This window comes from Ruminococcus flavefaciens AE3010, assembly GCF_000526795.1.
Classification (GTDB): Bacteria; Bacillota; Clostridia; order Oscillospirales; family Ruminococcaceae; genus Ruminococcus; species Ruminococcus flavefaciens_D.
Genome location: NZ_JAGT01000001.1, coordinates 2,772,501 through 2,794,043 on the forward strand (window position 1 = coordinate 2,772,501; position 21,543 = coordinate 2,794,043).

20 protein-coding genes, 3 tRNA genes and 2 rRNA genes (1 of these 25 cut by a window edge) are annotated in these 21,543 nt (G+C 47.5%); 12 read left to right on the forward strand and 13 right to left on the reverse strand.

The features are described 5' to 3' along the window. From N774_RS0112265 to N774_RS19850, 8 genes are all read left to right on the forward strand, one after another. Window positions 1–1,516: ribosomal RNA gene (locus tag N774_RS0112265) — 23S ribosomal RNA — on the forward strand (it extends 1,314 nt beyond the left edge of the window). Window positions 1,517–1,640: 124 nt separating this feature from the next. After that, window positions 1,641–1,716 (forward strand) — tRNA-Lys (locus N774_RS0112270). Between the two features lie 7 nt (window positions 1,717–1,723). Continuing rightward, a tRNA-Glu gene (locus N774_RS0112275) sits at window positions 1,724–1,795 on the forward strand. Window positions 1,796–1,805: 10 nt separating this feature from the next. Then, window positions 1,806–1,922, forward strand: a 5S ribosomal RNA gene (gene rrf / locus N774_RS0112280). Between the two features lie 7 nt (window positions 1,923–1,929). Continuing rightward, a tRNA-Asn gene (locus N774_RS0112285) sits at window positions 1,930–2,005 on the forward strand. Window positions 2,006–2,360: 355 nt separating this feature from the next. Next, window positions 2,361–2,852, forward strand: coding sequence for a GNAT family N-acetyltransferase (locus N774_RS0112290; protein WP_024861521.1), 492 nt, complete (start codon window positions 2,361–2,363; stop codon window positions 2,850–2,852). Between the two features lies 1 nt (window position 2,853). Beyond that, complete coding sequence (locus N774_RS19845) at window positions 2,854–3,306, forward strand: hypothetical protein (RefSeq protein ID WP_242836614.1); 453 nt, start codon at window positions 2,854–2,856, stop codon at window positions 3,304–3,306. A 39-nt stretch (window positions 3,307–3,345) separates the two neighbouring features. Continuing rightward, complete coding sequence (locus N774_RS19850; protein ID WP_242836615.1) at window positions 3,346–3,681, forward strand: hypothetical protein; 336 nt, start codon at window positions 3,346–3,348, stop codon at window positions 3,679–3,681. A 53-nt stretch (window positions 3,682–3,734) separates the two neighbouring features. On the opposite strand, the gene N774_RS0112300 is transcribed toward N774_RS19850, so the two are convergent. Both N774_RS0112300 and N774_RS0112305 read right to left on the reverse strand, forming a co-directional pair. Then, entirely contained in the window at window positions 3,735–6,518 is a 2,784-nt protein-coding gene (locus N774_RS0112300; RefSeq protein WP_024861522.1) for an ABC transporter permease, read from the reverse strand. A gap of 13 nt (window positions 6,519–6,531) precedes the next feature. Then, window positions 6,532–7,206, reverse strand: coding sequence for an ABC transporter ATP-binding protein (locus tag N774_RS0112305; protein WP_024861523.1), 675 nt, complete (start codon window positions 7,204–7,206; stop codon window positions 6,532–6,534). 202 nt (window positions 7,207–7,408) lie between these two features. On the opposite strand from N774_RS0112305, the gene N774_RS0112310 reads away from it, so the two are divergent. From N774_RS0112310 to N774_RS0112330, 4 genes are all read left to right on the forward strand, one after another. Further along, window positions 7,409–8,356, forward strand: a complete 948-nt coding sequence (locus N774_RS0112310; protein ID WP_024861524.1) for an ABC transporter ATP-binding protein — start codon at window positions 7,409–7,411, stop codon at window positions 8,354–8,356. A gap of 2 nt (window positions 8,357–8,358) precedes the next feature. Continuing rightward, window positions 8,359–9,492 (forward strand): ABC transporter permease, encoded by a 1,134-nt coding sequence (locus tag N774_RS0112315; protein ID WP_024861525.1) that lies wholly within the window; start codon window positions 8,359–8,361, stop codon window positions 9,490–9,492. Continuing rightward, complete coding sequence (locus tag N774_RS0112320; protein ID WP_024861526.1) at window positions 9,479–10,666, forward strand: ABC transporter permease; 1,188 nt, start codon at window positions 9,479–9,481, stop codon at window positions 10,664–10,666. The genes N774_RS0112315 and N774_RS0112320 overlap by 14 nt, the downstream gene beginning before the upstream one ends. Before the next feature lie 257 nt (window positions 10,667–10,923). Next, window positions 10,924–12,789 carry an immunoglobulin domain-containing protein gene (locus tag N774_RS0112330; RefSeq protein WP_024861527.1) on the forward strand — a complete coding sequence of 622 codons (1,866 nt, stop codon included), beginning with the start codon at window positions 10,924–10,926 and terminating at the stop codon, window positions 12,787–12,789. 77 nt (window positions 12,790–12,866) lie between these two features. Here N774_RS0112330 and N774_RS0112335 read toward each other — a convergent pair whose 3' ends face one another. From N774_RS0112335 to N774_RS0112385, 11 genes are read right to left on the reverse strand one after another with little or no spacing between them, the layout of a single operon-like run. Further along, complete coding sequence (locus tag N774_RS0112335; protein WP_024861528.1) at window positions 12,867–13,562, reverse strand: thioesterase II family protein; 696 nt, start codon at window positions 13,560–13,562, stop codon at window positions 12,867–12,869. Between the two features lies 1 nt (window position 13,563). Next, window positions 13,564–13,815, reverse strand: a complete 252-nt coding sequence (locus tag N774_RS0112340) for an acyl carrier protein (protein ID WP_024861529.1) — start codon at window positions 13,813–13,815, stop codon at window positions 13,564–13,566. After that, window positions 13,815–15,374, reverse strand: coding sequence for a class I adenylate-forming enzyme family protein (locus tag N774_RS0112345; protein WP_024861530.1), 1,560 nt, complete (start codon window positions 15,372–15,374; stop codon window positions 13,815–13,817). The genes N774_RS0112340 and N774_RS0112345 overlap by 1 nt, the downstream gene beginning before the upstream one ends. Continuing rightward, window positions 15,374–16,498 carry a dienelactone hydrolase family protein gene (locus tag N774_RS0112350; protein WP_024861531.1) on the reverse strand — a complete coding sequence of 375 codons (1,125 nt, stop codon included), beginning with the start codon at window positions 16,496–16,498 and terminating at the stop codon, window positions 15,374–15,376. Before N774_RS0112350 ends, N774_RS0112345 begins: the two co-directional genes overlap by 1 nt. 36 nt (window positions 16,499–16,534) lie before the next feature. Next, entirely contained in the window at window positions 16,535–16,876 is a 342-nt protein-coding gene (locus N774_RS0112355) for a phenylpyruvate tautomerase MIF-related protein (RefSeq protein WP_242836617.1), read from the reverse strand. Window positions 16,877–16,921: 45 nt separating this feature from the next. After that, entirely contained in the window at window positions 16,922–18,133 is a 1,212-nt protein-coding gene (locus N774_RS0112360) for a beta-ketoacyl-[acyl-carrier-protein] synthase family protein (protein WP_024861533.1), read from the reverse strand. 28 nt (window positions 18,134–18,161) lie between these two features. Next, window positions 18,162–19,283, reverse strand: a complete 1,122-nt coding sequence (locus N774_RS0112365; protein WP_024861534.1) for a 3-hydroxyacyl-CoA dehydrogenase family protein — start codon at window positions 19,281–19,283, stop codon at window positions 18,162–18,164. Window positions 19,284–19,285: 2 nt separating this feature from the next. Beyond that, window positions 19,286–19,990, reverse strand: a complete 705-nt coding sequence (locus N774_RS0112370) for an enoyl-CoA hydratase/isomerase family protein (protein ID WP_024861535.1) — start codon at window positions 19,988–19,990, stop codon at window positions 19,286–19,288. Further along, the gene (locus N774_RS0112375; protein WP_024861536.1) at window positions 19,983–20,423 is read right to left on the reverse strand and encodes a hypothetical protein; all 441 of its coding nucleotides are present in this window, start codon (window positions 20,421–20,423) and stop codon (window positions 19,983–19,985) included. The genes N774_RS0112370 and N774_RS0112375 overlap by 8 nt, the downstream gene beginning before the upstream one ends. Beyond that, window positions 20,410–20,820, reverse strand: coding sequence for an acyl-CoA thioesterase (locus N774_RS0112380; RefSeq protein ID WP_024861537.1), 411 nt, complete (start codon window positions 20,818–20,820; stop codon window positions 20,410–20,412). The genes N774_RS0112375 and N774_RS0112380 overlap by 14 nt, the downstream gene beginning before the upstream one ends. Continuing rightward, window positions 20,817–21,536, reverse strand: a complete 720-nt coding sequence (locus N774_RS0112385; RefSeq protein ID WP_024861538.1) for an enoyl-CoA hydratase/isomerase family protein — start codon at window positions 21,534–21,536, stop codon at window positions 20,817–20,819. The genes N774_RS0112380 and N774_RS0112385 overlap by 4 nt, the downstream gene beginning before the upstream one ends. Window positions 21,537–21,543: the final 7 nt, after the last annotated feature.

Consider the following 21,543-nt stretch of genomic DNA (forward strand, 5'->3'; position numbering starts at 1 on the left):
AGAATCATAATGGCCGAAAGTCTAAGGTTTCAGAAGGAAGGTTCGTCCGCTTCTGGTAAGCCGGGAGCTAAGGTGAGGCCGAAAGGCGTAACCGATGCACATACGGTAGAAATTCCGTAGCCTCCATTCATTTAAGCACAGGGACACTTTTGAAGGGTTTAGCCGAGCGTTGGTTGCCTCGGTCGTAAGGGACTGCGAATGAGCGGGAAGTAAACTTGGAAGAAGGCGAGAAAAGCTGTGTGTATAGAAGATGGAGCCCGTACCGCAAACCGACACAGGTAGACAGGAAGAAGATTCTAAGGCCAACGGGAGAAGGGTTGTTAAGGAACTCGGCAAGTTGACCCCGTAACTTAGGGAGAAGGGGTGCTCTTTAAGAGCCGCAGAGAATAGGCCCAAGCGACTGTTTAGCAAAAACACAGCTCTATGCTAAATCGAAAGATGACGTATATGGGGTGACACCTGCCCGGTGCCGGAAGGTTAAGAGGAGGAGTGCAAGCTCTGAATTGAAGCCCCGGTAAACGGCGGCCGTAACTATAACGGTCCTAAGGTAGCGAAATTCCTTGTCAGGTAAGTTCTGACCCGCACGAATGGTGTAACGATTTGGGCACTGTCTCAACAACCCGCCCGGCGAAATTGTAGTACCGGTGAAGATGCCGGTTACCCGCGACTAGACGGAAAGACCCCATGGAGCTTCACTGTAGCTTAATATTGAATTTCGGTATTTCATGTACAGGATAGGTGGGAGACTGGGAAGTAAGGGCGTCAGCCTTTATGGAGTCAACCTTGGGATACCACTCTTGAGGTGCTGGAATTCTAACCTGTGGCTCTGAATCGAGTCAGGGGACATTGTTAGGTGGGCAGTTTGACTGGGGCGGTCGCCTCCTAAAAGGTAACGGAGGCGCTCAAAGGTTCGCTCAGCATGGATGGAAACCATGCTTTTGAGTGCAAACGCAAAAGCGAGCCTAACTGCGAGACTGACGGGTCGAGCAGTAACGAAAGTTGGAGTTAGTGATCCGGCGGTATGTGAGTGGAAATGCCGTCGCTCAACGGATAAAAGCTACCCTGGGGATAACAGGCTGATCTCCCCCAAGAGTCCACATCGACGGGGAGGTTTGGCACCTCGATGTCGGCTCATCGCATCCTGGGGCTGAATTCGGTCCCAAGGGTTTGGCTGTTCGCCAATTAAAGCGGTACGCGAGCTGGGTTCAGAACGTCGTGAGACAGTTCGGTCCCTATCTGTCGTGGGCGTAGGATATTTGAAAGGAGCTGTCCCTAGTACGAGAGGACCGGGATGGACGCACCGCTGGTGCACCAGTTGTCATGCCAATGGCACAGCTGGGCAGCTAAGTGCGGAACGGATAAACGCTGAAGGCATCTAAGCGTGAAGCCGACCTTAAGATAAGATATCCCTTCGTAAGAGTAAGACCTCTCAAAGACTATGAGTTTGATAGGCTCAAAGTGTAAGCGTGGTGACACGTTCAGCTTGCGAGTACTAATCGGTCGAGGGCTTTTCCTTTTTACTTCATTCAGAGTGATCGCCTCGCATTACGCTTTATTCCTTCAAAAGTTTTAAAAAAAAATTGAAGAAATCGCTTGACAAATTACTTCAAATGTGATATAATAGTTAAGCAGTTTGAAATGCACCATTAGCTCAGTTGGTAGAGCAACTGACTCTTAATCAGTGGGTCCTGGGTTCGAGTCCCCGATGGTGCACCAATTTTTTGGCCCGTTGGTCAAGCGGTTAAGACACCGGCCTCTCACGCCGGTAACACCAGTTCGATTCTGGTACGGGTCATCAATATTTAGTCGGTGCTTATGGCAATGAGGTCACACCCGTTCCCATTCCGAACACGGAAGTTAAGCTCATTCACGTTGACGATACTTGGCTGGTGACGGCCCGGGAAACTAAATCAGTGCCGACATATATATTCCTCCTTAGCTCAGTCGGTAGAGCACTCGGCTGTTAACCGAGTTGTCGCCCGTTCGAGCCGGGCAGGGGGAGCCAAAGAACGTCTGCAATAGCAGGCGTTTTTTATTTTTCATGAGATCATATTTCTGCCTGCTGTTGCAGGCTTTTTTGTTTCGGAGAATACTATGCTATATCCACAAACAGTATACAAAATGTTATAAAACTGTTAATTATAGACCGAGAAGCTTGACAAAGTATACAAAATGTGATATAATACAGTCAAGGAAACAAGAATGTTGATCATTTCCCTTCCACGTCTTAATTAATTCTTCCTTTATTATTTATCCCCTTCTTTGTTTAAAACACGCATTTGCGTGTTTTTCTTTTTATGCAGGTCTTGACTTATGGGCTGCGATGTGATATAATTTGTTTTTCTAAAGGAAGTGGTGACATGATAATAAGAAATATTACAGAAAATGATGATTTCGGTGCTATAAGAGAAATTTACGAGAAAAGCTGGAAGTTCGCTTATAAAGATATCGTTCCCATGGAGTGGATGGAAAACAGACCAAAGGATAAATGGGGCGGAAATATCCTCCATAACGGAAGGACCGAGATAGGTGCCTTTGACGGCGATAAAATAGTCGGCACCGCAAGCTTCGGAGTATCCCGCTGGGAGCAGTTCAGCAGCTGCGGTGAGATCGTGACTATTTATCTGCTGCCTGAGTATATTGGAAAGGGTATCGGCTCAAAGCTTATGGAATCATGTATCGAGGAGCTTGAGTTTCTTGGCTTTACGGAGATACTTCTCTGGGTACTGGAGGATAACTACCGCGCACGGCGTTTCTATGAAAAGCACGGCTTTATCTGCACAGGGGACTATATGGACGATAATATCGGCGGTAAACCTTTGCGTGAGGTAATGTATCTGAGGAGGAAATGACATGGATCTTCTGAGACTTAACGGACTTGCTCCCGAGAATGTATTTGAGATATTCTCAATAGCCGATGATATGGCGGCAGGAGCTCACAGCGACTTTCTCCGCGGAAAGACTGTGGTCATGTTTTTCCCTGCGGCGAGTATCCGAACAAGGGTGTCTTTCGAGAAAGCAATTTATCTCATGGGCGGACAGTGCATACTGTTTCCCACGGAGACTCTCGATAAGAAAGAGGATATACGCGATGTGTGCGGCTATCTTGATAACTGGGCGGACTGCGTTGTGGTTCGTCACAGTAAAATAGAGCTTCTTGAAGCAATGGCGGACTGCCTTGACGCTCCGCTTATCAATGCGATGACAAGCATGAATCACCCCTGCGAGATACTCACGGATATGTATTCTCTCTCAAAAATACGTGAGGATTTCCGCAGGGACAAGTATCTTTTCGTTGGTAAATGAGGCAATATAGGTCTTGAATGGAAGAATGCCGCTGAGGTCATGGGCTTTGAGCTGGAGCAGTGCTGCGGAAAGGGCTATGAGATACCCTCTGTAAAGACCTACAATGACATTTATGAGGCTATTGCGGGCAAGGACGTTATCTGTACCGACTGTCTGTCAGCAGACGTTCTCGATGATTTTAAAGGCTGTCAGGTGACACTTGATGCATTGAAAAAGGCAAACAGCGGAGCAGTTCTTGATCCATGTCCGCCGTTTTACCGCGGAGAGGAGGTCTCTGCCGACGCCATCGATTCAGAATATTTTGTGGGATATGGCTTCAAAAAAGCGCTGCTTGAGATACAGCAGGCGATAATATACTATTGCATGACTCGTTAGTCATAAGGAAGCGACAAAAAAGGCATAAAGATCATTCTTTATACCTTTTTCTTTTATGAGTTTGCTGCCTGTGCTATGGATTCTACTCTGTTGAGATTTCTTACGGCAGGTATCGCGGCGATAAGGGATATGATTATATTAAGGGTCAGCGCTATTGCCGCAACTGCAGGTACTGCAAAGAAGTCACTAAGCTTCATTTCGCTCATTATGCAAAGCATATATATGCCTATACCGATGAGAGTTCCTGATATGGCTGCTGTGGCTGAAAACATAACAGTCTCCTGCATTACGCTCTTGCGGAGCTGATTTCTGGACATTCCCACGCTTCGCAGCATCATAAGCTCTCGGCTTCTGTTGAGTACGCTGGTGTTTACCGAGTTTATCATGGAGAGTATACCTACCAGCCATATGGATACAAGGAATGTGAGGACTATCTTTATTATTGCGCTTACGAAGCTTGTAAATCCTGTACAGGACATATAAAGCTCATTGAGATCTGTACAGAAGCAGTTCTTTTTGAATTCCTCAACATTTGCTTTTGCCTGTTCGTAGTGCTTGCTGTCAGAGACTTTAAGAATGATGTCGAATGAGTTCACACCGTATTCGGAAGCTTTTTCGACGGGGATTATGATAGCATTGTCAGCTAATTTGCTTGACATCTTTCCGATGATCTGATAGGCGGTGCCGTTGTAATCGGTTATGGTAAAGCCCTTTTTCAGATCGGTATAGCTCTCGTCAAAGATCTCCTTTTTGGATGTGGCAAATTCATCGGTAAAGTAACCGTCGCCGTATACTGAGTTATTGAACAGGACGCCGTCATTTTTGCGGTACTCCTCATAGCTTATACCCGTAAGGGTATCTATGCCTTTTTCGTTGTACTCCGCTTCACTGATAACACAGAGCCGTACGGCTGACGCACCTTTCTTCGGCGGACGGGTAAGCAGCTTTTCTGTGACGACCTTATCGGAGCCGTCCACGGTGCTGAGCATAACGAAGTCAAGGGCTGTTATCTTGTACTTGGAAAATATCTCATTGTCGCCGAAGTATTTATCGGTCTCTTCAAGGGGCTTGTCGGGCTCGCTGCTGACATAGCCTTCCATATAGTAATCAAAGTCAAAGATTATGTCTTCTTTTTTGATCTCACGGTATAAATATGTGCCTATAAGCGAGGTCGCCGTGAACATGGTCACGCCCAGTGCCATTGTTATGGTGGCAACCACAAAGCGGCTCTTTGATGCCTTGATGTTCTTTTTTGTGTAGCGGCGCAGGAATTGCCTGAAGCTGAGGTTCAGCTTAGACTTTCTCTTGCGGAGCTTCTTTTTGCTTCTGGGCTTTCCGAAGTTGAGAGCCTCGGCAGGGGAGAGCTTTCTCGACGCCCACATAGCTGAGGTGTATGCCGATATGAACAGGGCTATTATGGTCAGGAATGCGGCTAATATGAGAAATGCAGGCTTTGCGGAGAACTCAAAGTATGGCAGTCCTGATTTTTTCAGTGCTGTGAAGCAGGCTTTGCATATGAGCACTGCCAGTATCATTCCCAGAGGTACTGCCGTGAAGCAGTAGAACAGGGCTTCGTTCAGTACCACAAAGGCTACCTGAGTTTTTGAAGCGCCCATTATACGCATAGCAGCAAAGTGGGTGCTGCGCTCCTGCACTGCCATTTCAAAGGTGTTGTCGATAACGAATCGTGCTATGAACCATGCTATGAGAAGAACCAACAGCATGGGGACTATCATTACCATTTTGCTTGCGATAGCATAGGGGCTTTTCAGCTCAAGTGCAAGGAGCATTGAGTTTTCATGGTGGGGATATTCGTATTCATCGAGATAATCTGTGTCGTAGTTGTAGCCAAGGTCGGTGAACAGCATTTTCAGAGCCTCGTCATAGTCGCAGCTGTCTGTGAGACGTATTTTCATATCATGTGTGGTATTGAATATGATATCGGGATTCTTCTCGTGAAAATCATTGAGACTGAGGTTTTCACTGCCTGTATTTACGATGATAAAGGAGTCATCATCGAATACAATTCCGTTTGGAGCAATAAAGCCTGCTATCCTGAATGAGTATTCAACGGGTGTGCCGTATTGAATATCGGTATAGGGGATATTTCCGAAAGCCATGCGCTTTTTTGCATGAAGGTAGAAGGAGAAGGAATCTCCGAATGCCTTTTTGCGCTCCTCCTTGGTGAGCTTTTCGTAGCCCTCCTCGCCCTTGCAGTATTCCGTGCCGTATCTCTTTTTGAGTTCGGCGCGGACTTGTTTTATAATGTCGGAATCCTCGTCAATAGTACCTGTGAAAGGGCGTACGGTAAGAGTAATAGTGTCGCCCTCGGAATAGCCCATATCCTTTAATGAGTTGGGAACGAAGATGCCGTTTTTTAAAGAGGACGGGTTTATGACAGAAGTGATACTGTTCTGGTCATATTTGCCCAGAAGTTCTGTATTTCCGCTTAAATTGCTTACTGTCAGATTATTGCAGACTATTGTGTTTTTTCCGTCGGAAAGCTCTAATAAGCCTACTTTATTGTCTGCGGAATATATAGTGGTGTTTATAAAGCCGCTGTCTGTGCAGATATAGTCGTCAACTACGGCGTGGTGTGCGATTATATCCTCGGCTTTTGTCTTGTCCTTTGCCTGTTCTACCCATGAGGATATGTCCACCTCCCAGCTGCCGTTGTCCATAATGGTCTCGTTATATAATGTGGTATAGAGACTGCTGCCGTAGGCGCATATAGTTGTGAGTATAAATGCCGACAGGGTTATGCACATGAACGTGAGAACGGTGCGGAGTCTTTGTCGGCGGATATACTTCATGGAAAGCGCGATAAGATGTTTCATGATGCCGCCCCCTTTATTCTGAAAGAACGCCGTCGGTGATACGGCAGATACGGTCTGCTTGGGTCGCTATGCTGCCGTCATGTGTTATGAGTATCAGAGTCTGGTTGTACTTCTTTATGGAGCTTTTCAGTATGGAGATTATCTCGCGGCTGTTCTTGCTGTCAAGATTTCCCGTGGGCTCGTCCGCCAGTATTATCTGTGGCTTGTGGATAAGTGCGCGGGCAAAGGCTACACGCTGCTGCTGACCGCCCGAGAGCTCGTGGGGATAATTCTGACGCTTCTTGTCAAGTCCCGTCAGCCGCAGGAGCTCCTCAAGGAACTCCATATCTGGAGGAGTGTTGTCAAGATTCAGAGGGAGAACTATATTTTCCTCCACGTTGAGCACGGGGATAAGATTGTAGGACTGGAATATAAAGCCGATATTCTTTCTGCGGTAGGCTGAGAGCCCCTTGTCGTCAAGCTTGGTGATGTCCCTGCCGTTGACTATGATGTTGCCGCTTGTGGGGCGGTCCAGTGAGCCGAGACAGTTCAGCAGAGTGGTCTTGCCGCTGCCGCTTTCGCCTGTTATTGCTACGAATTCGCCCTTGCGCACTTCAAAGTCTACGCTGTTGACTGCCATGAGCTTTGTCTCGCCCTCGCCGTACTGCTTGCAGAGCTTTTCTGTTTTTATTATAATGTTGTTTTCCATAATAAGACCACCTTTCCTTATTGTAACCACAGTATAACACCCTTATCTTACGGTAACGTTACAAAAGCGAAATTAATTTTATGACATCTGCAATATCTGAAATGTGACAAATGTCATATGAGAAACTGACACGGGACACTACAAAAGTGTTCTTCCATGAGGTATAATGATTATAGTGAAAAACATAAGGGAGGAAAACACTATGAATACTGTTGTTAAAATAAAGGACCTCGTTAAACGCTACGGCGACCTCATAGCTCTGGACCACTTTGGTCTGGAGATAGAGCAGGGTGAGATATTCGGACTTCTCGGCCCGAACGGCTCGGGCAAGACCACTACCATAAACTGTCTGCTGTCCCTGCTTTCATTTGACAAGGGCGAGATAGAGATATTCGGAAAGAAGATGACGCCTGTCAGCTACGACATCAAAAAGGAGATAGGCGTTATCATGCAGAACGTGGCTGTGTTCGATGAGCTTACGGTATACGAGAACATCGACTACTTCTGCGGTCTCTACATAACCGACAAGGAAAAGAGAAAGCAGTACGTTGAGGAGGCTATCAAGTTCGTGGGGCTGGAGGACTTCCGCAAATTCTATCCCAAGAAGCTTTCGGGCGGACTTCTCCGCAGACTGAATATCGCCTGCGGTATAGCTCACAAGCCAAAGCTCATTATCCTCGACGAGCCTACAGTTGCCGTTGACCCGCAGAGCAGAAACCGTATCCTTGAAGGCATACAGGAGCTCAACAAGAACGGTGCAACTGTTATCTATACCTCGCACTACATGGAGGAGGTAGAGCAGATATGCACACGCATAGCTATCATGGACAAGGGCAAAAAGGTGGCTGAGGGCACCAAGGACGAGCTCAAGCGCATGATAAAGAATACAGAGACTATCACTATCGAGATACTGGAGCTACCCGACAAGGCGTTCAGAGAGATAGCTTCGCTGCCTCATGTATACGATTCGGGCTTTGAAAACGGCAAGCTGTCAGTGTACTGCTCGGGCGGCAAGCACAACCTCACAAGAGTGCTGGACGTTTTGCAGAAGAACGAGCTTGGCTTCGGCAGAGTTTACACAGAGCTGCCTACACTCAACGATGTATTCCTTGAAATTACAGGTACTGCTCTCAGAGACAAGGAGGACTGAATATGTTCATGCACATACTCAAATATGAGCTGAAAGGCGGTCTCCGCGCAAAGGACCTTATCATATGGCTCATACTCTTTCCCATACTTCTCGGCACAGTCTTTAAGGTAGGCTTCGGAAGCATTTACGAAAAGACGGAGAAGTTCAGCTCCATACCTGTTGCAGTGGTAGAGGAGAGCGAAAATGCAGCGTTCAGACAGGTGCTTGACAATATAACAAGCGCTGATGAGCCCTTTATCAAGGTAAGCTTCGCAGATAAGGAAAAGGCTGAAAAGCTCCTTGATGACGGCGACGTTGAGGGCATCATCTTCTCGGGTGATAAGCTGAGACTTACAGTCAAGGAAAAGGGACTCCGCGAGACCATGCTGAAATCCTTCGTGGAGCAGTATTCAGTCCGCGAGAAGATAGCTATGGACGCTATCAATACAGCTCCCGAAAAGGCTCAGGAGGTCATCACCTCACTTACTTCGGAAACTGTTTCATCGTGCAGGGAGATACCTGTTACTCAGGGCAATCCCGACGTATATGCACAGTACTTCTACAACCTCATTGCTATGGTCGCGATTTTCGGCTGTATAACAGGTATGACAGTTACATCACGCACACAGGCTGACCTTTCGGCACTGGGCGCAAGAAGCTGCTGCTCACCTGTGCCTAAGTCGATAAGCGTTCTTGCAAGTCTTGCGTCAAGCTTTTTATTGCAGACGGTATGTATGCTGATATGCGTAACTTTCCTTGCATTCGTGCTTAAAGTTGATTTCGGCGACAGACTGTGGCTGGTATATCCTACTGCGGTATTCGGCGGTATCCTCGGAGTATCCTTTGGCTTTATGGTAGGCTCTTTAGCCCGTGTAAACGAAAAGGTCAAGACAGCTATACTTATGACCACATCTATGCTGCTGTGCTTTTTCAGCGGTCTTATGCTGGGCAATATGAAACCTCTTGTAGCTGAAAAGGCTCCGTGGTTCAATAACATCAATCCCGTAGCGGTCATCTCGGACTGCTTCTACTGCCTCAACATCTATGAGGACTATGACCGCTATATCTCCAAGATTATAACAATGGCAGTCATTACGGTAATATTCATTTCTCTCGGCATTATCTGTTCAAGGAGGAAAAAGTATGCAAGTATTTAAGGCAATGATGAAGGTCACAAGAAAAAGACTTCCGTCGGCAATGGTATATATCATTGTATTTGTGGTCATCTCTATACTCGTTACAAATGCTTCCACAAAGGATAATAAGTTCGAGATCACAAAGCTTGATATATGCGTTTTCGACGAGGACGATACTCCCGAAAGCCGTGCGCTTATTGAATTTCTCGGTAAAAGCAATGATATGGTCGAAATAGAGAATGACAGGGACAAGATAATCGACGCTCTTTATTATAAGCGCATAAACTACGCTCTTATTATAAATAAGGGCTACGCTGAAAGGCTGGCAGCAGGGGACACCGCCGACCTCTTCGGAAGCTATCACATCGACGAGAACTACTCCGTAGTCTTTATGGGACAGTTCCTCGATGAGTATATCACCTCGGTAAAGGCTTACCTCACTATGGGTATGACCTTTGACGAGGCTATAAAAAACACTGAGGAGGCTCTCTCACAGAGCACAGAGGTGGATATGCTGAGAGTGGACAAGGGCGGCGATTCACACTTCAGCGTGGACTTCGCAGGCTACTTCCAGTATATGCCATATATCCTTATAGCAGCTGTATTTATCGTGGTTTGTCAGGTGCTTGTAACCATGAACAAAAAGGACATTCGCTACCGCACAAACTGCTCATGCATGCAAAGCTCAAAGTACACCTTCCAGCTCTTCTTCGGCAGCGGATTATTCGTAATTGCAGTATGGCTGCTGCTCATCGTTATCGGAGCTGTGCTCAATAAGGAGATGTACACGGGCAGAGCTTGGTACGCAGTGCTCAACAGCTTTATCTTCTCTGTTGTAGTTGCCTCAATGGCTGTATTCGTATCCAGCTTTGAGCCAAAGGAAAACGTGCTTAACCTTATCACACAGGCACTCAGCCTTGGTATGAGCTTCCTCTGCGGTATATTTATCCCTATGGAGGTCCTCAGCGACGGCGTGCTCTCGGTTGCGAGGTTCCTGCCTGCTTACTGGTACGTAAAGGCTAATAATATGATAGCCGACATCGAGCCTTTCAGCAGAAGCAGCGTGCTCACTTGCTATCTTGTGGAGTTCGGCTTCGCAGTAATGCTCATTATCCTTACTCTTCTTGTGAGAAAGGTAAAGTACAGCGGCGCTGCTATTGCGACTACCGCAAAAAAGGCTGCTGTCAGCAATTAATAGAAAAAAGTATTATCCATGATATAGTAAAAAGGAACTGCAATTGCAGTTCCTTTTTGTTTTACTTGTTGAACCAATTCGGTAAAATAAGTGACAAATGTCACTGCCGAAGTGACAAATGACACCTTTTCAAGCTCCTATGAACGTGATATAATCTGTACATAGTCAAAGTTAAGAACAAGTCAAGGCGCCGAACTTGTTTGAATAAAAATAAAAAACAGATCATATTATTATTGTTTTATAGGAGGTTGTCAAAAATGAGAAACTTTTCAAAGAAGGCTTTAAGCTTAATTTCCAGTGCCGTTTTACTATGCGGCGCAGGCGCTATCCCTGCAAGTGCTGAATTAGAGATCACAACAACGAAAGTTCCTTTCACTCAGCTGATGAAAGAGAATGAATTGATAAAAACGATCCCCACAGAGGTGGGTGAGAATGTCACAACAACTGCCGTTCCTTTCTCTGAAATGAAGATAGAGAATGAGTATATGAAAACTATCCCCACAGAGGCAGGCGGAGCTGTTACGACCACAGTCCCGATCCGGTTCGATGAGCAGATCAAGCGTACTCTTCCGCTAACTACTCTTCCTTCGGATGATGATCTTCTGAGACCAAGGCTGACTACAGGAAATAGACCGCGTGTAACAACTACTACAACAACTGCTGCTTCAAAAACAACTACTACCACAACAGCACCATGCAAGCTCGCATATCATCTTAATACTAAAAGCGGTCAGATAGGCGGTAGCGTCAGTCAGATCACTATAAAGCTTGTGAAGGATTCCTCCTGTCAGATACCAAGTGATGTTTCCGTTAAATATCAGTGGTACAAGGACGGAACAACTATCAGCGGAGCTACATCGGACAGTTATCCCGCAACATCGACAGGTACATATTACTGTGCAGTAAGCGCTACAAGGAGAGTTCGCAGAATAGACGGCAGATTGATCCCTGTTACAGTAGATTCATTCACAACAGAAAATTGCGTTATAACTGAAAAGCTTGAAATAAAGACACAGCCCAAGGGCGGTTACATATACAAGAGCGGCAGTACATATGCTCTTTCTGTTGAAGCTAAGGGCGGTACAGCGCCTTATAAATACGAGTGGCTGCTGAACGGCACTGTAGTAGGAAGAAACCAGACCTATAACGCTCCAAAGGCAGGCACATACAAGTGCAGGATAACTGATAGCAAGGGCAATACCGTAACAAGCAACAGTGCGATAGTTACAGAGAATTTCCTCAGAATAACAAGCCAGCCCAAGGACGTTATTATCTGCAATGAGAACGGCAGATATATCTATGCAAATGTTGCCGGAGGAAAAGCTCCTTATACATACAAGTGGTATTCGGGCAATGCAGTTATCGGAACAAACTCATATCTCAATGTAACTGATCCGGGCACATATTACTGCGTTATCACAGATTCACTCAATTCCACAGTAACAACTAATAAAGTCAAGGCAACTATTAATTTCTACAGCCTCAAGCAGGGACTTCCCAAGACATTCAATATCGAAAATACAAGAACTGTAAAGGATTTCACAGTATCAGTTCAGGGCGGTACAGGTCATTACCAGTATGTATGGCAGTCAGCCGATATTGGCAGCAGCACATGGACAGAGTTCTACAGAAGTGATATAACTACAGCAACATCAAATACAAGAACCATTTATCTTAACGCATATAATAAGAAGTACCGCTGTATAATATACAGCATGGACGGCAATGCGTATGCAGCTTCAGTGGGAAGCGGAGTTATGAACGTAACAAAGCCTCTTAAAGTGAAAGAAGTAAAGCATTATACACAGGACGGATATTACTATGTTGATTATAAGGTAGAGGGCGGTTACGGCAGCTATTACACTACAGGAACTTATTCAAATCTGGGATCAAATACTTATAGGACAAGAGGAAAAATATACAGATGTTATACAGGCAGCGGCAGTACATATCAGTCAGGTGCAGGCTGGTATTCAAGAATATTCTATGATTACTACGCAGAGGAAGTTGATCTCAAGTTCATAGTAACTGACAGTGCAGGCAACTGTGTTGATAAGAGCGAGTGTCGTAATGTTGGCAGCTACAGCGTTAAGACAGGAGAGGACACTTGGGCTAATTTCTAAACAGATAATTTGTAATAATTCTTAGTAAGGGTTCAATGAGATGAACGAAGCCCCCGCAATAGCGGGGGCTTTGTGCTTTATATATGCAGTTTTTCTTTGATTATGCCGCAGACCTCTTCCTTGTGCTGCTGATAGTAGAAATGGTCGCCGTCAAAGGGATATATCTGACATTTGCCGTCGGTAAATCTGCTCCAGCTGCTCATGTCAACGCTCTGCATAAGGGGGTCGCCCTTGCCGTATATAACAGTAACATCACAGTGGAACTTTACTTCCTCGGGAGTTGCCTTGTAGCGCTCAGCCATACGTACATCTGTACAGAGTATGCGGTTCAGTGTGCGCATAAGCTCCTCATCGGGAACGGGAGCACTTGACGAAAGGGAATTTGCCGTAAAGAAGGATACTATCTCCTCGTCAGTGGCTGTGGTAACGTCCTTGAAGCAGTGTACGTCCTCGTCGGGAGGATTCTTTCCCGAAAGGAAGATGTGACATGGCTGGGGAAGTCCCTTTGCCTGTGTCTGCTTCACGAACTCTGTTATAAGAACTGTTCCCATGCTGTGTCCGAAAAGCGCATAGTCCTCTGTGAGAAGCTCTGAGTGCTTTTCTATAAGGTCTGATACACAGTCGGGTACGTTGTCTATGAGAGGCTCAGCGGAGCGTGTGAAGCGTCCTGAGAGCTCCATAGGCACTACGGTCAGCTCCTTTGGCAGAAAACGCTTGAAGGAGCTGTAGCTCTTTGCAGAGCCGCCTGCATGGGGGAAAAAGAATAATACCATATTATTCCTCGACAGGTGTGCCCTTTTCGTTGAGGAGGTCGAATATATCGCCTACCTTGCTGATAGAAGCTACCAGTGAAAGGGGAATGTTGAGCTTGAAGGTCTCTGTGATCTCTGAGCCCATACCGAAAAGTCCAAGTGAATCGAGGAAAAGATCGTCGTAAACGTCTGTGTCTCTTGTGATCTCGGAAGGATCAACGCCTACGTAATCGGAAATTGCCTTTGTGAAGTCTTCAAATTTAAGGTTATTCATTATTTATACTCCTTTTTTCTCAGGTATTTGAACTGTATCTTGCCGATGTCCTTTGGTATCTCTTCAACGAGAACTACCTTATCGGGCACCTTGTATGCGGAAAGCTTGCCGTCGAAGTAGTGTGCGATCTCGCCGCGGGTGATCCTCTCGTCGCCCTTTGGCTGGATATATGCAACTATCTGCTGACCGATAATGGGGTGCGGCTCGTCTGTAACAGCAGCTGCTGCTATCTTGGGGTGAGTGAGGAGACAAGCCTCAACTTCCTCAGCGTGGACCAGGTTGCCGCCGCGCTTGATGATACGCTTGCTTCTTCCTGCGAAACGAACGATACCATTAGGGAGCTTGTTTACAAGGTCGCCTGTGCAGAACCAGCGGCGTCCCTGCTCGTCTGTGAGTATCTTCTCTGCGGAGAGCTCGGGGTTGCCGAAGTATTCGGTGATAACGCCGTCTGTGTATACGCACAGCTCGCCTGTTTCGCCCTCGGCTACTTCGTTCTTGTCGCCGTCGATAACACGGATATCAGTGAAGCTGAGCTTCTTGAAATCGCTGGGGTCTGTGCCCTGATCGATAGCGGAGTCCCATACTACCATGGTGCAGGTCTCGGAAGAGCCGATAACGTTTACTACACGGATACCAAGCTTCTCAACGAAGATATCAGCTATCTCCTTGGGGAGGACCTCTCCTGCCCAGTAGCTTACACGAACGCTTGAAAGGTCGTACTTGTCAAAGTCGGGAGTAGAAAGCAGCACCTTTGCCAGTGTAGCTGTGAGCTGGATAACTGTTATCTTGTACTTCTCTATTGTTTCAAGGAATGTTACGGGGTTGAACTGGGGCTGATACATAACTGTACCGCCCTTGAGCACCATCTGCTGTCCCATGCCGAAGCCGCCCTGATGATAGAGTGTCATACCCAGCATCATTACGTCGTCAGCCTTGAATTCAAGGTAGTCGCCCATGTCCCTCTGTGTGGAGAGGAATCCGCCCGAAGGAACCGAGAGGAGCTTTGGTATACCTGTACTTCCTGATGTGCAGGCAAGTGACAGTGTATGGAGATAATCGGGCTCGTAGATATCGCACTCACTGCTGCCGTACTCTGCTGCGAACTTGTCAGCGGAGATGTAGCAGCTGTCCTGCGGGATAACGCTGTCATCAGCGAAGCATATTACCTTGTCCAGTGTGAGCTGTGAAGGTACGAGATCGTGTACAGCTGCGATGATGTTGTTGTTTCTGTACTTCTCTGTTACGAACATTATCTTTGATGTTGTAGCAGGGATAAGCTTTGAGAGCTCCAGTGAGCCGCTCTGAGGATCCATTGGAACAGGCTGTGCGCCTATTCTTACTGCTGACCAGTAAACGATGAACCACTCGATGCTGTTTGGCATGCAGATGCCCACCTTGTCGTCCTCGCCGATACCGAGCTTCTTCATTGCAGAGCCGAAAACAGCTGTCTTTTCCATGAACTGTGCATATGTGAGCTCGTTCTCGTCGATCCTAAGTACTACCTTGTCAGGTGTTTCCTGAGCGTACTTGGCATAATAATCAAAAAACTTTTCCGACATTATTTCTTACCCCCAATAAGTCTTTCAGCAAGGAAGTCTGCTGCAATGTGCTTTACCCAGTGATACTGCTCACCAACAGGCATAGCGTGCATGATAGTCTCCTCGGAAACGTAAGCGGGCTTGTCCTCGATGTGTATGCACTCCTTGTAGCCTGTAGCCTTGGCGAGGATTTCCTTTGAAGCCTCGGGAGTCATCCAGTTGTCGTCGCTGCTGTATACCATAAGGAAGTCAGCCTTGTGAGTGCCCTCCTCAAGTACCTGCATGCCCTCATAATAATCGTCACTGTACTGGTATGAGCTCCACTTGCCGCGCTTCATCCATATCGGGATATTGTCTATTGATGATAAGTGCATAAGGAGAGGGAAGAGGCTTACACAAGCCTTTGCCTTGGGGTTCTTTACAGTTGCGCGGAATGCGTAGCCGCCGCCCATGCAGAGACCGAAGTTTGCCAGATTCTTCTCGTCGAGCTTCTTGTGATTCTTTATGAACTTTGTGATGCCTTCAAATGCAGCCTCAAGCTGCTTGCCGCCGCACTTGATGTTGTTGTAGATGATTGCAGCGCCTGCACCGGGCATATCAGGTGTAAGAACTGCGATACCTCTCTCGTTGAGGGGAGCAGCCAGCATTTCAAGCTCCTCCTTGCAGCTTCCGATACCTGAGTAGGTAACTACTACAGGGTAGTCGGTCTTTCTGCCCGAGTCGGGATAGTGGATATATGCAGGTATCTTGCCTGCCTTTGAGTCTATCTCAACGTACTCGATCTTGTTCTTGCAGAGCTTGGCGTAGCGTCTGTAGCTCTCAACGAGACCGTTGTATATCTCGGTCTTGTGCTCTAAGTCCTCGATGTTTATCATAAAGCATGCATAATGGCACTGAGTTACCATTTTTGCGTACTCTCTTGCGGATACCTTATTGCCTGCTGCCTCTGCCTTGTCGCGGAGCTCGGAATAGCGGTCGATCTTTGCATGCCATTCGTTTATCCAGATCTCCTGGATCTGCTTGCCGCTCTTTACCTTTATGCTGTCTATCTTCTTGAGTATTGCCTCCAGATCGAAGGGGTCTGCTCCATAGAGGAGTGAACGTGTTACTACGGGGTTAAGCAGGTCTCTGATTGCCCATTTCATATTTATCTTGTCCTTTCTGTGTTTAGAGTTTAACCGTTAGCCTGTGTATTTCCATGCGCCCTCGCGGGTCATTTCGGTGAACTGCATATAAATGCGGTATGGATCCACCTGAGTGTGCTTCTGTATGAGACTCAGCATTCTGTCTGCAAGCTCTTTCAGGAAAGCTGCCTTGTTGTCTGCGTACTCCTGTGGGAGTATGTATCTGAACTCTGCGAAGAAAACTGTGTCCTCGGACTTGTTCATATACATTGAGCAGTCGTCAAGCATTACCATTATTGCAGGCAGGGGCTTTTTGAGTATATCAGCCAGCTCTGTTGCTGCTTCGTCAAGAAAAGCAGTTTTTGCAGCCGGGGCGATGAACTTGAAATTGGTTTTCATTTGTGCTATTGGCATAATTATTTATCCTTTCAGAAACGGCTCAAATCAGCCGTTGTATCTTTTCAGTACAAGAGTAGCATTGTGTCCGCCGAAGCCGAATGAGTTTGAGATAGCAACGTCTACCTTGTGCTCCTGCGGCTTGTTTGGTACGTAGTTGAGGTCGAGCTCCGGGTCGGGATCATCGTAGTGTATAGTAGGAGGTACGATGCCTGTCTCTATAGCCTTGATACAAGCGATAGCCTCAAGAGCTCCGCCTGCGCCGAGAGTGTGACCGATGGAAGCCTTTACTGTTGACATCGGGATATCATAAGCTCTCTTGCCGAATACTTCCTTAACTGCCATTGTTTCGTAGAGGTCGTTGAGACCTGTAGATGTGCCGTGTGCGTTGATATAGTCAACAGCGTCGGGGGAAAGTCCTGCGTTGTCAAGTGCAAGTCTTATGGACTCAGCCATGCCCTCACCGTTTGTCTTGGGAGCTGTAAGGTTGAATGCTTCGCCGCACATTGCTGCGCCTGCAAGCTCGCAGTATATCTTTGCTCCTCTTGCCTTTGCGCTCTCTTCGGACTCAAGTACTACTGTACCGCCGCCCTCGCCCATGATGAAGCCGTCACGGTTCTTTGTGAAAGGACGGGCTGCTGTATTGGGATCGGGATTTACTGACATTGCAAGGAGCTGATTGAAGCCGCTTATTACAAGGTGAGTGATTATACCTGAGATGCCGCCTGCGATGACCATATCGCAGAGTCCCGACTCGATGAACTGCTTGCCAAGTGTGATAGCGTAAGCAGATGAAGCACATGCTGTGCTCACATTGAAAGCAGGACCTGTGAAGCCGTACTTGATAGATACCAGAGCAGGGAGCTCGTTAGGCATCTTCTTCAGTGTGATGTTGAGTGGCTTGTCAAGCTCGGAGTCCTCGTAGGAGGTATCGATAACGCCGTATACTACGCCTACCTTCTTGCCGTTGTATGTTGTGATGTCAACGCCGCAGTCCTCGATAGCTTCTCCTGCGGAAGCAAGACCCATTCTTGTTGCTGTGGTTGTGGCATTGAGAAGACGCTTCTTCCAGTACTTTACTGCCTCAGCCTCAAAGTCCTCGCCGACCTCGGCAGCAACTGTTGTGTCATGCTTGTCAAGGGGGATACGTGTGATGGTCTTCATACCGCACTTGCCTGAAATGAGTCCGTTCCAGTAGTCTTCAGCGGTATATCCTATTGATGTAACGGCACCGATGCCGGTAATAACAACTTTTTTCATATTAACAACCTCATATCTCGATAATTTTTTAACAAAATGTTTTATCCCAAACTGTTTTTTCCTGATGTGCATATGAGCCGAAGCCTGTCTTTGCGCTGAGCTCGTCAAGAGCTGCAAAGAGCTTTTCAGCTCCGAATCTGCTGTAATAGTCTGCGGGTGACTCGGCAAGTCCGAGAGTATCCTGTACTGCTTCAAGAAGCACTGCCTTGTCGCCTGTGTAGTCGCTTGCAGCATTTACTGTCTCATTGAGGATAAGTGCTGCCATATAAAGAGGAGCCTTGCTGCAATCCTTGCCGCTTGCGCTCTCATGTTCAGCCATGAAGTCAAGGAAAGTCATTGTCTCCTTGGGGCAGCCCTCATTCAGCCAGCCGTTCAGCTTCTCGCATCCGTAACCGAGAAGTCCCTTGTTTCTCTCGATGCGGAAGTTGCTTGGGTTTCCTGCCATAAGTCCCAGACCTATGCTGTCCAGCACGTCAAAGGGTGCTGCAACGGGGAAGAGCTCCTCCAGTGACTTGTTGAGCTCAGCGACGGTAACGCCGAAGCTGTCACGGAGGTATATTGCATGGTCTACCATGCATGACAGTATCTGATTCAGGTAGATGTGGTATTCCCCTGAGAATACGATAGGCTTCTTGCCTGCACTTTTTACCAGCTGTGCAGCCTTGTCCGCATTGCTCTGTGCTGTATCGGGGAGAATATTAAGCTCCACGAAGCCTGTGAGCTTTACGGGGTAGAAGAAGTGGAGACCGAAGCAGCGCTCCTTGTGGGGGATATCCTCGAATACCTTTGCGATATCCAGTGATGATGTGTTTGTAAGGAGCAGGCAGTCATCCGAGACAGCCTGTGCTGCCTTTGCAAAGAGTTCTTTCTTTGCTTCCATGTTCTCGAATACAGCCTCGATAACGACGTCGCAGCCGCTGAGTGCTGAGGTATCGTCAGTAAAGAGGAAGCTGTCCTTTTTGAATTCGTACTGCTCCTCTGTGAGCTTCTTGCGCTTGAGGCTCTTGCCAAGTGTTTTAAGTAATGCTGCGGTGTTCTCCTCGGCTCCGAACAGGTCGATGACAACAAACTGTGCATCGGGGAGCTTGTCAAAGAAGAGGGAGAAGATGTCCTTTCCCATTTTGCCGTAGCCGACTATTCCGATTTTCATATTCACGCCTCCTTGTTTTTTAAGTAGGAGCTTATGTACTCCCTATAGTTTAAAGGCACGAATTTGTCTGTGCTCTCTGAAATATAATTTATAAGTGATACAGCCTCGGGAACGCCCTGCTTTTTGTCAGCGAAGATATCAGCCCAGCCGATCGCAAATGCGTCCTCTGCAGGGATGAGCTCGCCGGACATAACGAGCTGATAAGCGTTCTTAACGCCGCATATCTCGATAGTTCTTGCAACTCCGCCAAGTGCGGGGAGGATACCGAATGTGGATTCGGGCTGACCTACTCTTGCGTTCTTCTCGATTATCCTGTAGTGGCTGTTTACAGCGATCTCGCTGCCCGAGCCGATACAGAAGCCTGTTACCACGCTTACAACGGGGAATGGGAGCTCACGGAGAAATGTGAAGAAATGCTTCTGCCTGATGTGACCTGCGGGGAGCTCTCCTGTGGAGTCGTCGTAGGCATCGTTTGCGGAGCGGTCTGCCAGAGCGGCAACGTCAGCGCCAACGCTGAAGTGTCTGCCTGCGCCCTTGATTATAAGTCCCTTGTATGTATTATTGGCAGCCTTTTCCTCTATCTGCGCCATTACAGCCTCGTACTCCTTGAAGAAGTCCGCGGTCATAAGGTTGTTGCCTGCCATATTCATTGAGAGAACAAGGATACCGTCCTGTTCCTCAAGTATCATTCCGCTTGTCTCACTCATTTGCTGCACCCCCGTTCTTGTCTGCCATAAGGCGGTAGAATGCTCTTGACTCTGTCTCGAGCACCTTTTCTGCGGGAGCTCTGCGCGCTGCGATGAAGCAGGCATTTATCTCCGTTATCTGCTTTTTGGTCTTATCCTTGAAGATCTTCTCAACGAACTCGTCCGCTTCCTCTGCCTTTATGCACATATCCGCTGCGGCTCTGAGCTCCTCAGAGGGCTCGCCCTCTGAAACTATTGCCGTCATGAACTGTGCATCTGCAAGGAATTCTCTTACTGCGGACTTTTCCTTGTCGTCCGCGCCGAGAACTGTGCTGCCGTCTGTACAGATGAGCAGCAAGCAAGGCTCGCCGAGCTGCTCCTTATTTTCAAGAAGCTGATACAGCGAGCTTATCTGAGAGACCCTGGCGGTTATCTCGTTATTAATTATCGTCATTTTCGTCCCCCTCCAGACACTCTCTCACCTTTTCGGGGATATCGCATATCATGCGGTGTTTGTCCACGTAGGCGAGCTTGCCTGAAACTCTGCATGAAACAAGACCTGTGTTCTTGTTTATGATGTTATGCTTGTAGCTTACGATGCCGCCCGAGCAGGTGACCTCAGTATCTATCCTGACCTCGTCCATCATCCTCAGCTCATGTATGTAGCGCTGGGTGCTTTCCATTATAACAGGAAAGAGTCCTTCGTCCACAATAGTTGCCAGCAGTCCGTGTACCTTGAAGAAGTTCCACAGAGCGGTCTCTGCGTACTGAAGGTATACGGAGTTGTTGACGTGTCCGAAGGAATCCAGTTCATAGCCCCTTACTGTTAATTTGTAAGAGCTTCTTCTCATTTTTTGAACGCCTCCGCCAGAACAGCCTCAAACTTGCCCTTGGAAGGATCAACTTCGCCGTCCGAAGCAAGGTTGATGGTATCGATGATAGCGTTTATCTGTGCGAGGCTCTTGCCGCTGAGAAGCTCCTTTACAAAAGTAACTGTCTCATCGAAGGAATTCTTGTTTTCACTGAGCTTGGTAACGAGGCCCAGTTCAAGAGCGTCCTTGGCGCCGATCATCTCGCCGCAGAGAATCATGCGGAGAGCCTTTTCCTTGCCGAGGAGCCTGTAAAGGCGTTCCATGCCGCCCATACCGGGAACTACGCCGTGCATTATCTCGGGAAGTCCCAGAAAAGCAGAGGGTGAAGCAACTCTGAACTGACAGCTCAGAGCGACCTCCAGTCCGCCGCCGAAGCAGCCGCCGTTTATTGCAGCAGCTGTGATTATGGGGAGCTTCTCAATAGTACGGAGAAGCTCTCTTGCGCTTTCAAGCTTTGCAGAAAGCTCATCACCGCCTGCAGTGCCGAAGCGTGAAACGTCGGCGCCGTGGGAGAAATGTCTGCCCTTGCCTGTGATGATAAGAGCCTTTATCTGCGGATTCTTCTGAAGCCAGCCGAGGAACTCCTTGCGGTCGATGAATTCGGGCTCGGAAAGGAGATTCTTGGGGCCGTTGTCAATAGTGAGAACGGCTATGTCATCCTCGGCGTGAAGCTCTGAATGATTAGACTGTAACATCTGTATC

What these genes read in the sequence shown, in the direction of transcription:
- N774_RS19850 (WP_242836615.1), top strand. Translation starts at nt 3,346, where the DNA reads ATGGGCTTTGAGCTGGAGCAGTGCTGCGGAAAGGGCTATGAGATACCC.
- N774_RS0112380 (WP_024861537.1), bottom strand. Translation starts at nt 20,820, where the DNA reads ATGAGAAGAAGCTCTTACAAATTAACAGTAAGGGGCTATGAACTGGAT.
- N774_RS0112315 (WP_024861525.1), top strand. Translation starts at nt 8,359, where the DNA reads ATGTTCATGCACATACTCAAATATGAGCTGAAAGGCGGTCTCCGCGCA.
- N774_RS0112310 (WP_024861524.1), top strand. Translation starts at nt 7,409, where the DNA reads ATGAATACTGTTGTTAAAATAAAGGACCTCGTTAAACGCTACGGCGAC.
- N774_RS0112290 (WP_024861521.1), top strand. Translation starts at nt 2,361, where the DNA reads ATGATAATAAGAAATATTACAGAAAATGATGATTTCGGTGCTATAAGA.
- N774_RS0112320 (WP_024861526.1), top strand. Translation starts at nt 9,479, where the DNA reads ATGCAAGTATTTAAGGCAATGATGAAGGTCACAAGAAAAAGACTTCCG.
- N774_RS0112305 (WP_024861523.1), bottom strand. Translation starts at nt 7,206, where the DNA reads ATGGAAAACAACATTATAATAAAAACAGAAAAGCTCTGCAAGCAGTAC.
- N774_RS0112370 (WP_024861535.1), bottom strand. Translation starts at nt 19,990, where the DNA reads ATGAGTGAGACAAGCGGAATGATACTTGAGGAACAGGACGGTATCCTT.
- N774_RS0112385 (WP_024861538.1), bottom strand. Translation starts at nt 21,536, where the DNA reads ATGTTACAGTCTAATCATTCAGAGCTTCACGCCGAGGATGACATAGCC.
- N774_RS0112360 (WP_024861533.1), bottom strand. Translation starts at nt 18,133, where the DNA reads ATGAAAAAAGTTGTTATTACCGGCATCGGTGCCGTTACATCAATAGGA.
- N774_RS0112330 (WP_024861527.1), top strand. Translation starts at nt 10,924, where the DNA reads ATGAGAAACTTTTCAAAGAAGGCTTTAAGCTTAATTTCCAGTGCCGTT.
- N774_RS19845 (WP_242836614.1), top strand. Translation starts at nt 2,854, where the DNA reads ATGGATCTTCTGAGACTTAACGGACTTGCTCCCGAGAATGTATTTGAG.
- N774_RS0112335 (WP_024861528.1), bottom strand. Translation starts at nt 13,562, where the DNA reads ATGGTATTATTCTTTTTCCCCCATGCAGGCGGCTCTGCAAAGAGCTAC.
- N774_RS0112350 (WP_024861531.1), bottom strand. Translation starts at nt 16,498, where the DNA reads ATGAAATGGGCAATCAGAGACCTGCTTAACCCCGTAGTAACACGTTCA.
- N774_RS0112340 (WP_024861529.1), bottom strand. Translation starts at nt 13,815, where the DNA reads ATGAATAACCTTAAATTTGAAGACTTCACAAAGGCAATTTCCGATTAC.
- N774_RS0112345 (WP_024861530.1), bottom strand. Translation starts at nt 15,374, where the DNA reads ATGTCGGAAAAGTTTTTTGATTATTATGCCAAGTACGCTCAGGAAACA.
- N774_RS0112375 (WP_024861536.1), bottom strand. Translation starts at nt 20,423, where the DNA reads ATGACGATAATTAATAACGAGATAACCGCCAGGGTCTCTCAGATAAGC.
- N774_RS0112300 (WP_024861522.1), bottom strand. Translation starts at nt 6,518, where the DNA reads ATGAAACATCTTATCGCGCTTTCCATGAAGTATATCCGCCGACAAAGA.
- N774_RS0112365 (WP_024861534.1), bottom strand. Translation starts at nt 19,283, where the DNA reads ATGAAAATCGGAATAGTCGGCTACGGCAAAATGGGAAAGGACATCTTC.
- N774_RS0112355 (WP_242836617.1), bottom strand. Translation starts at nt 16,876, where the DNA reads ATGAAAACCAATTTCAAGTTCATCGCCCCGGCTGCAAAAACTGCTTTT.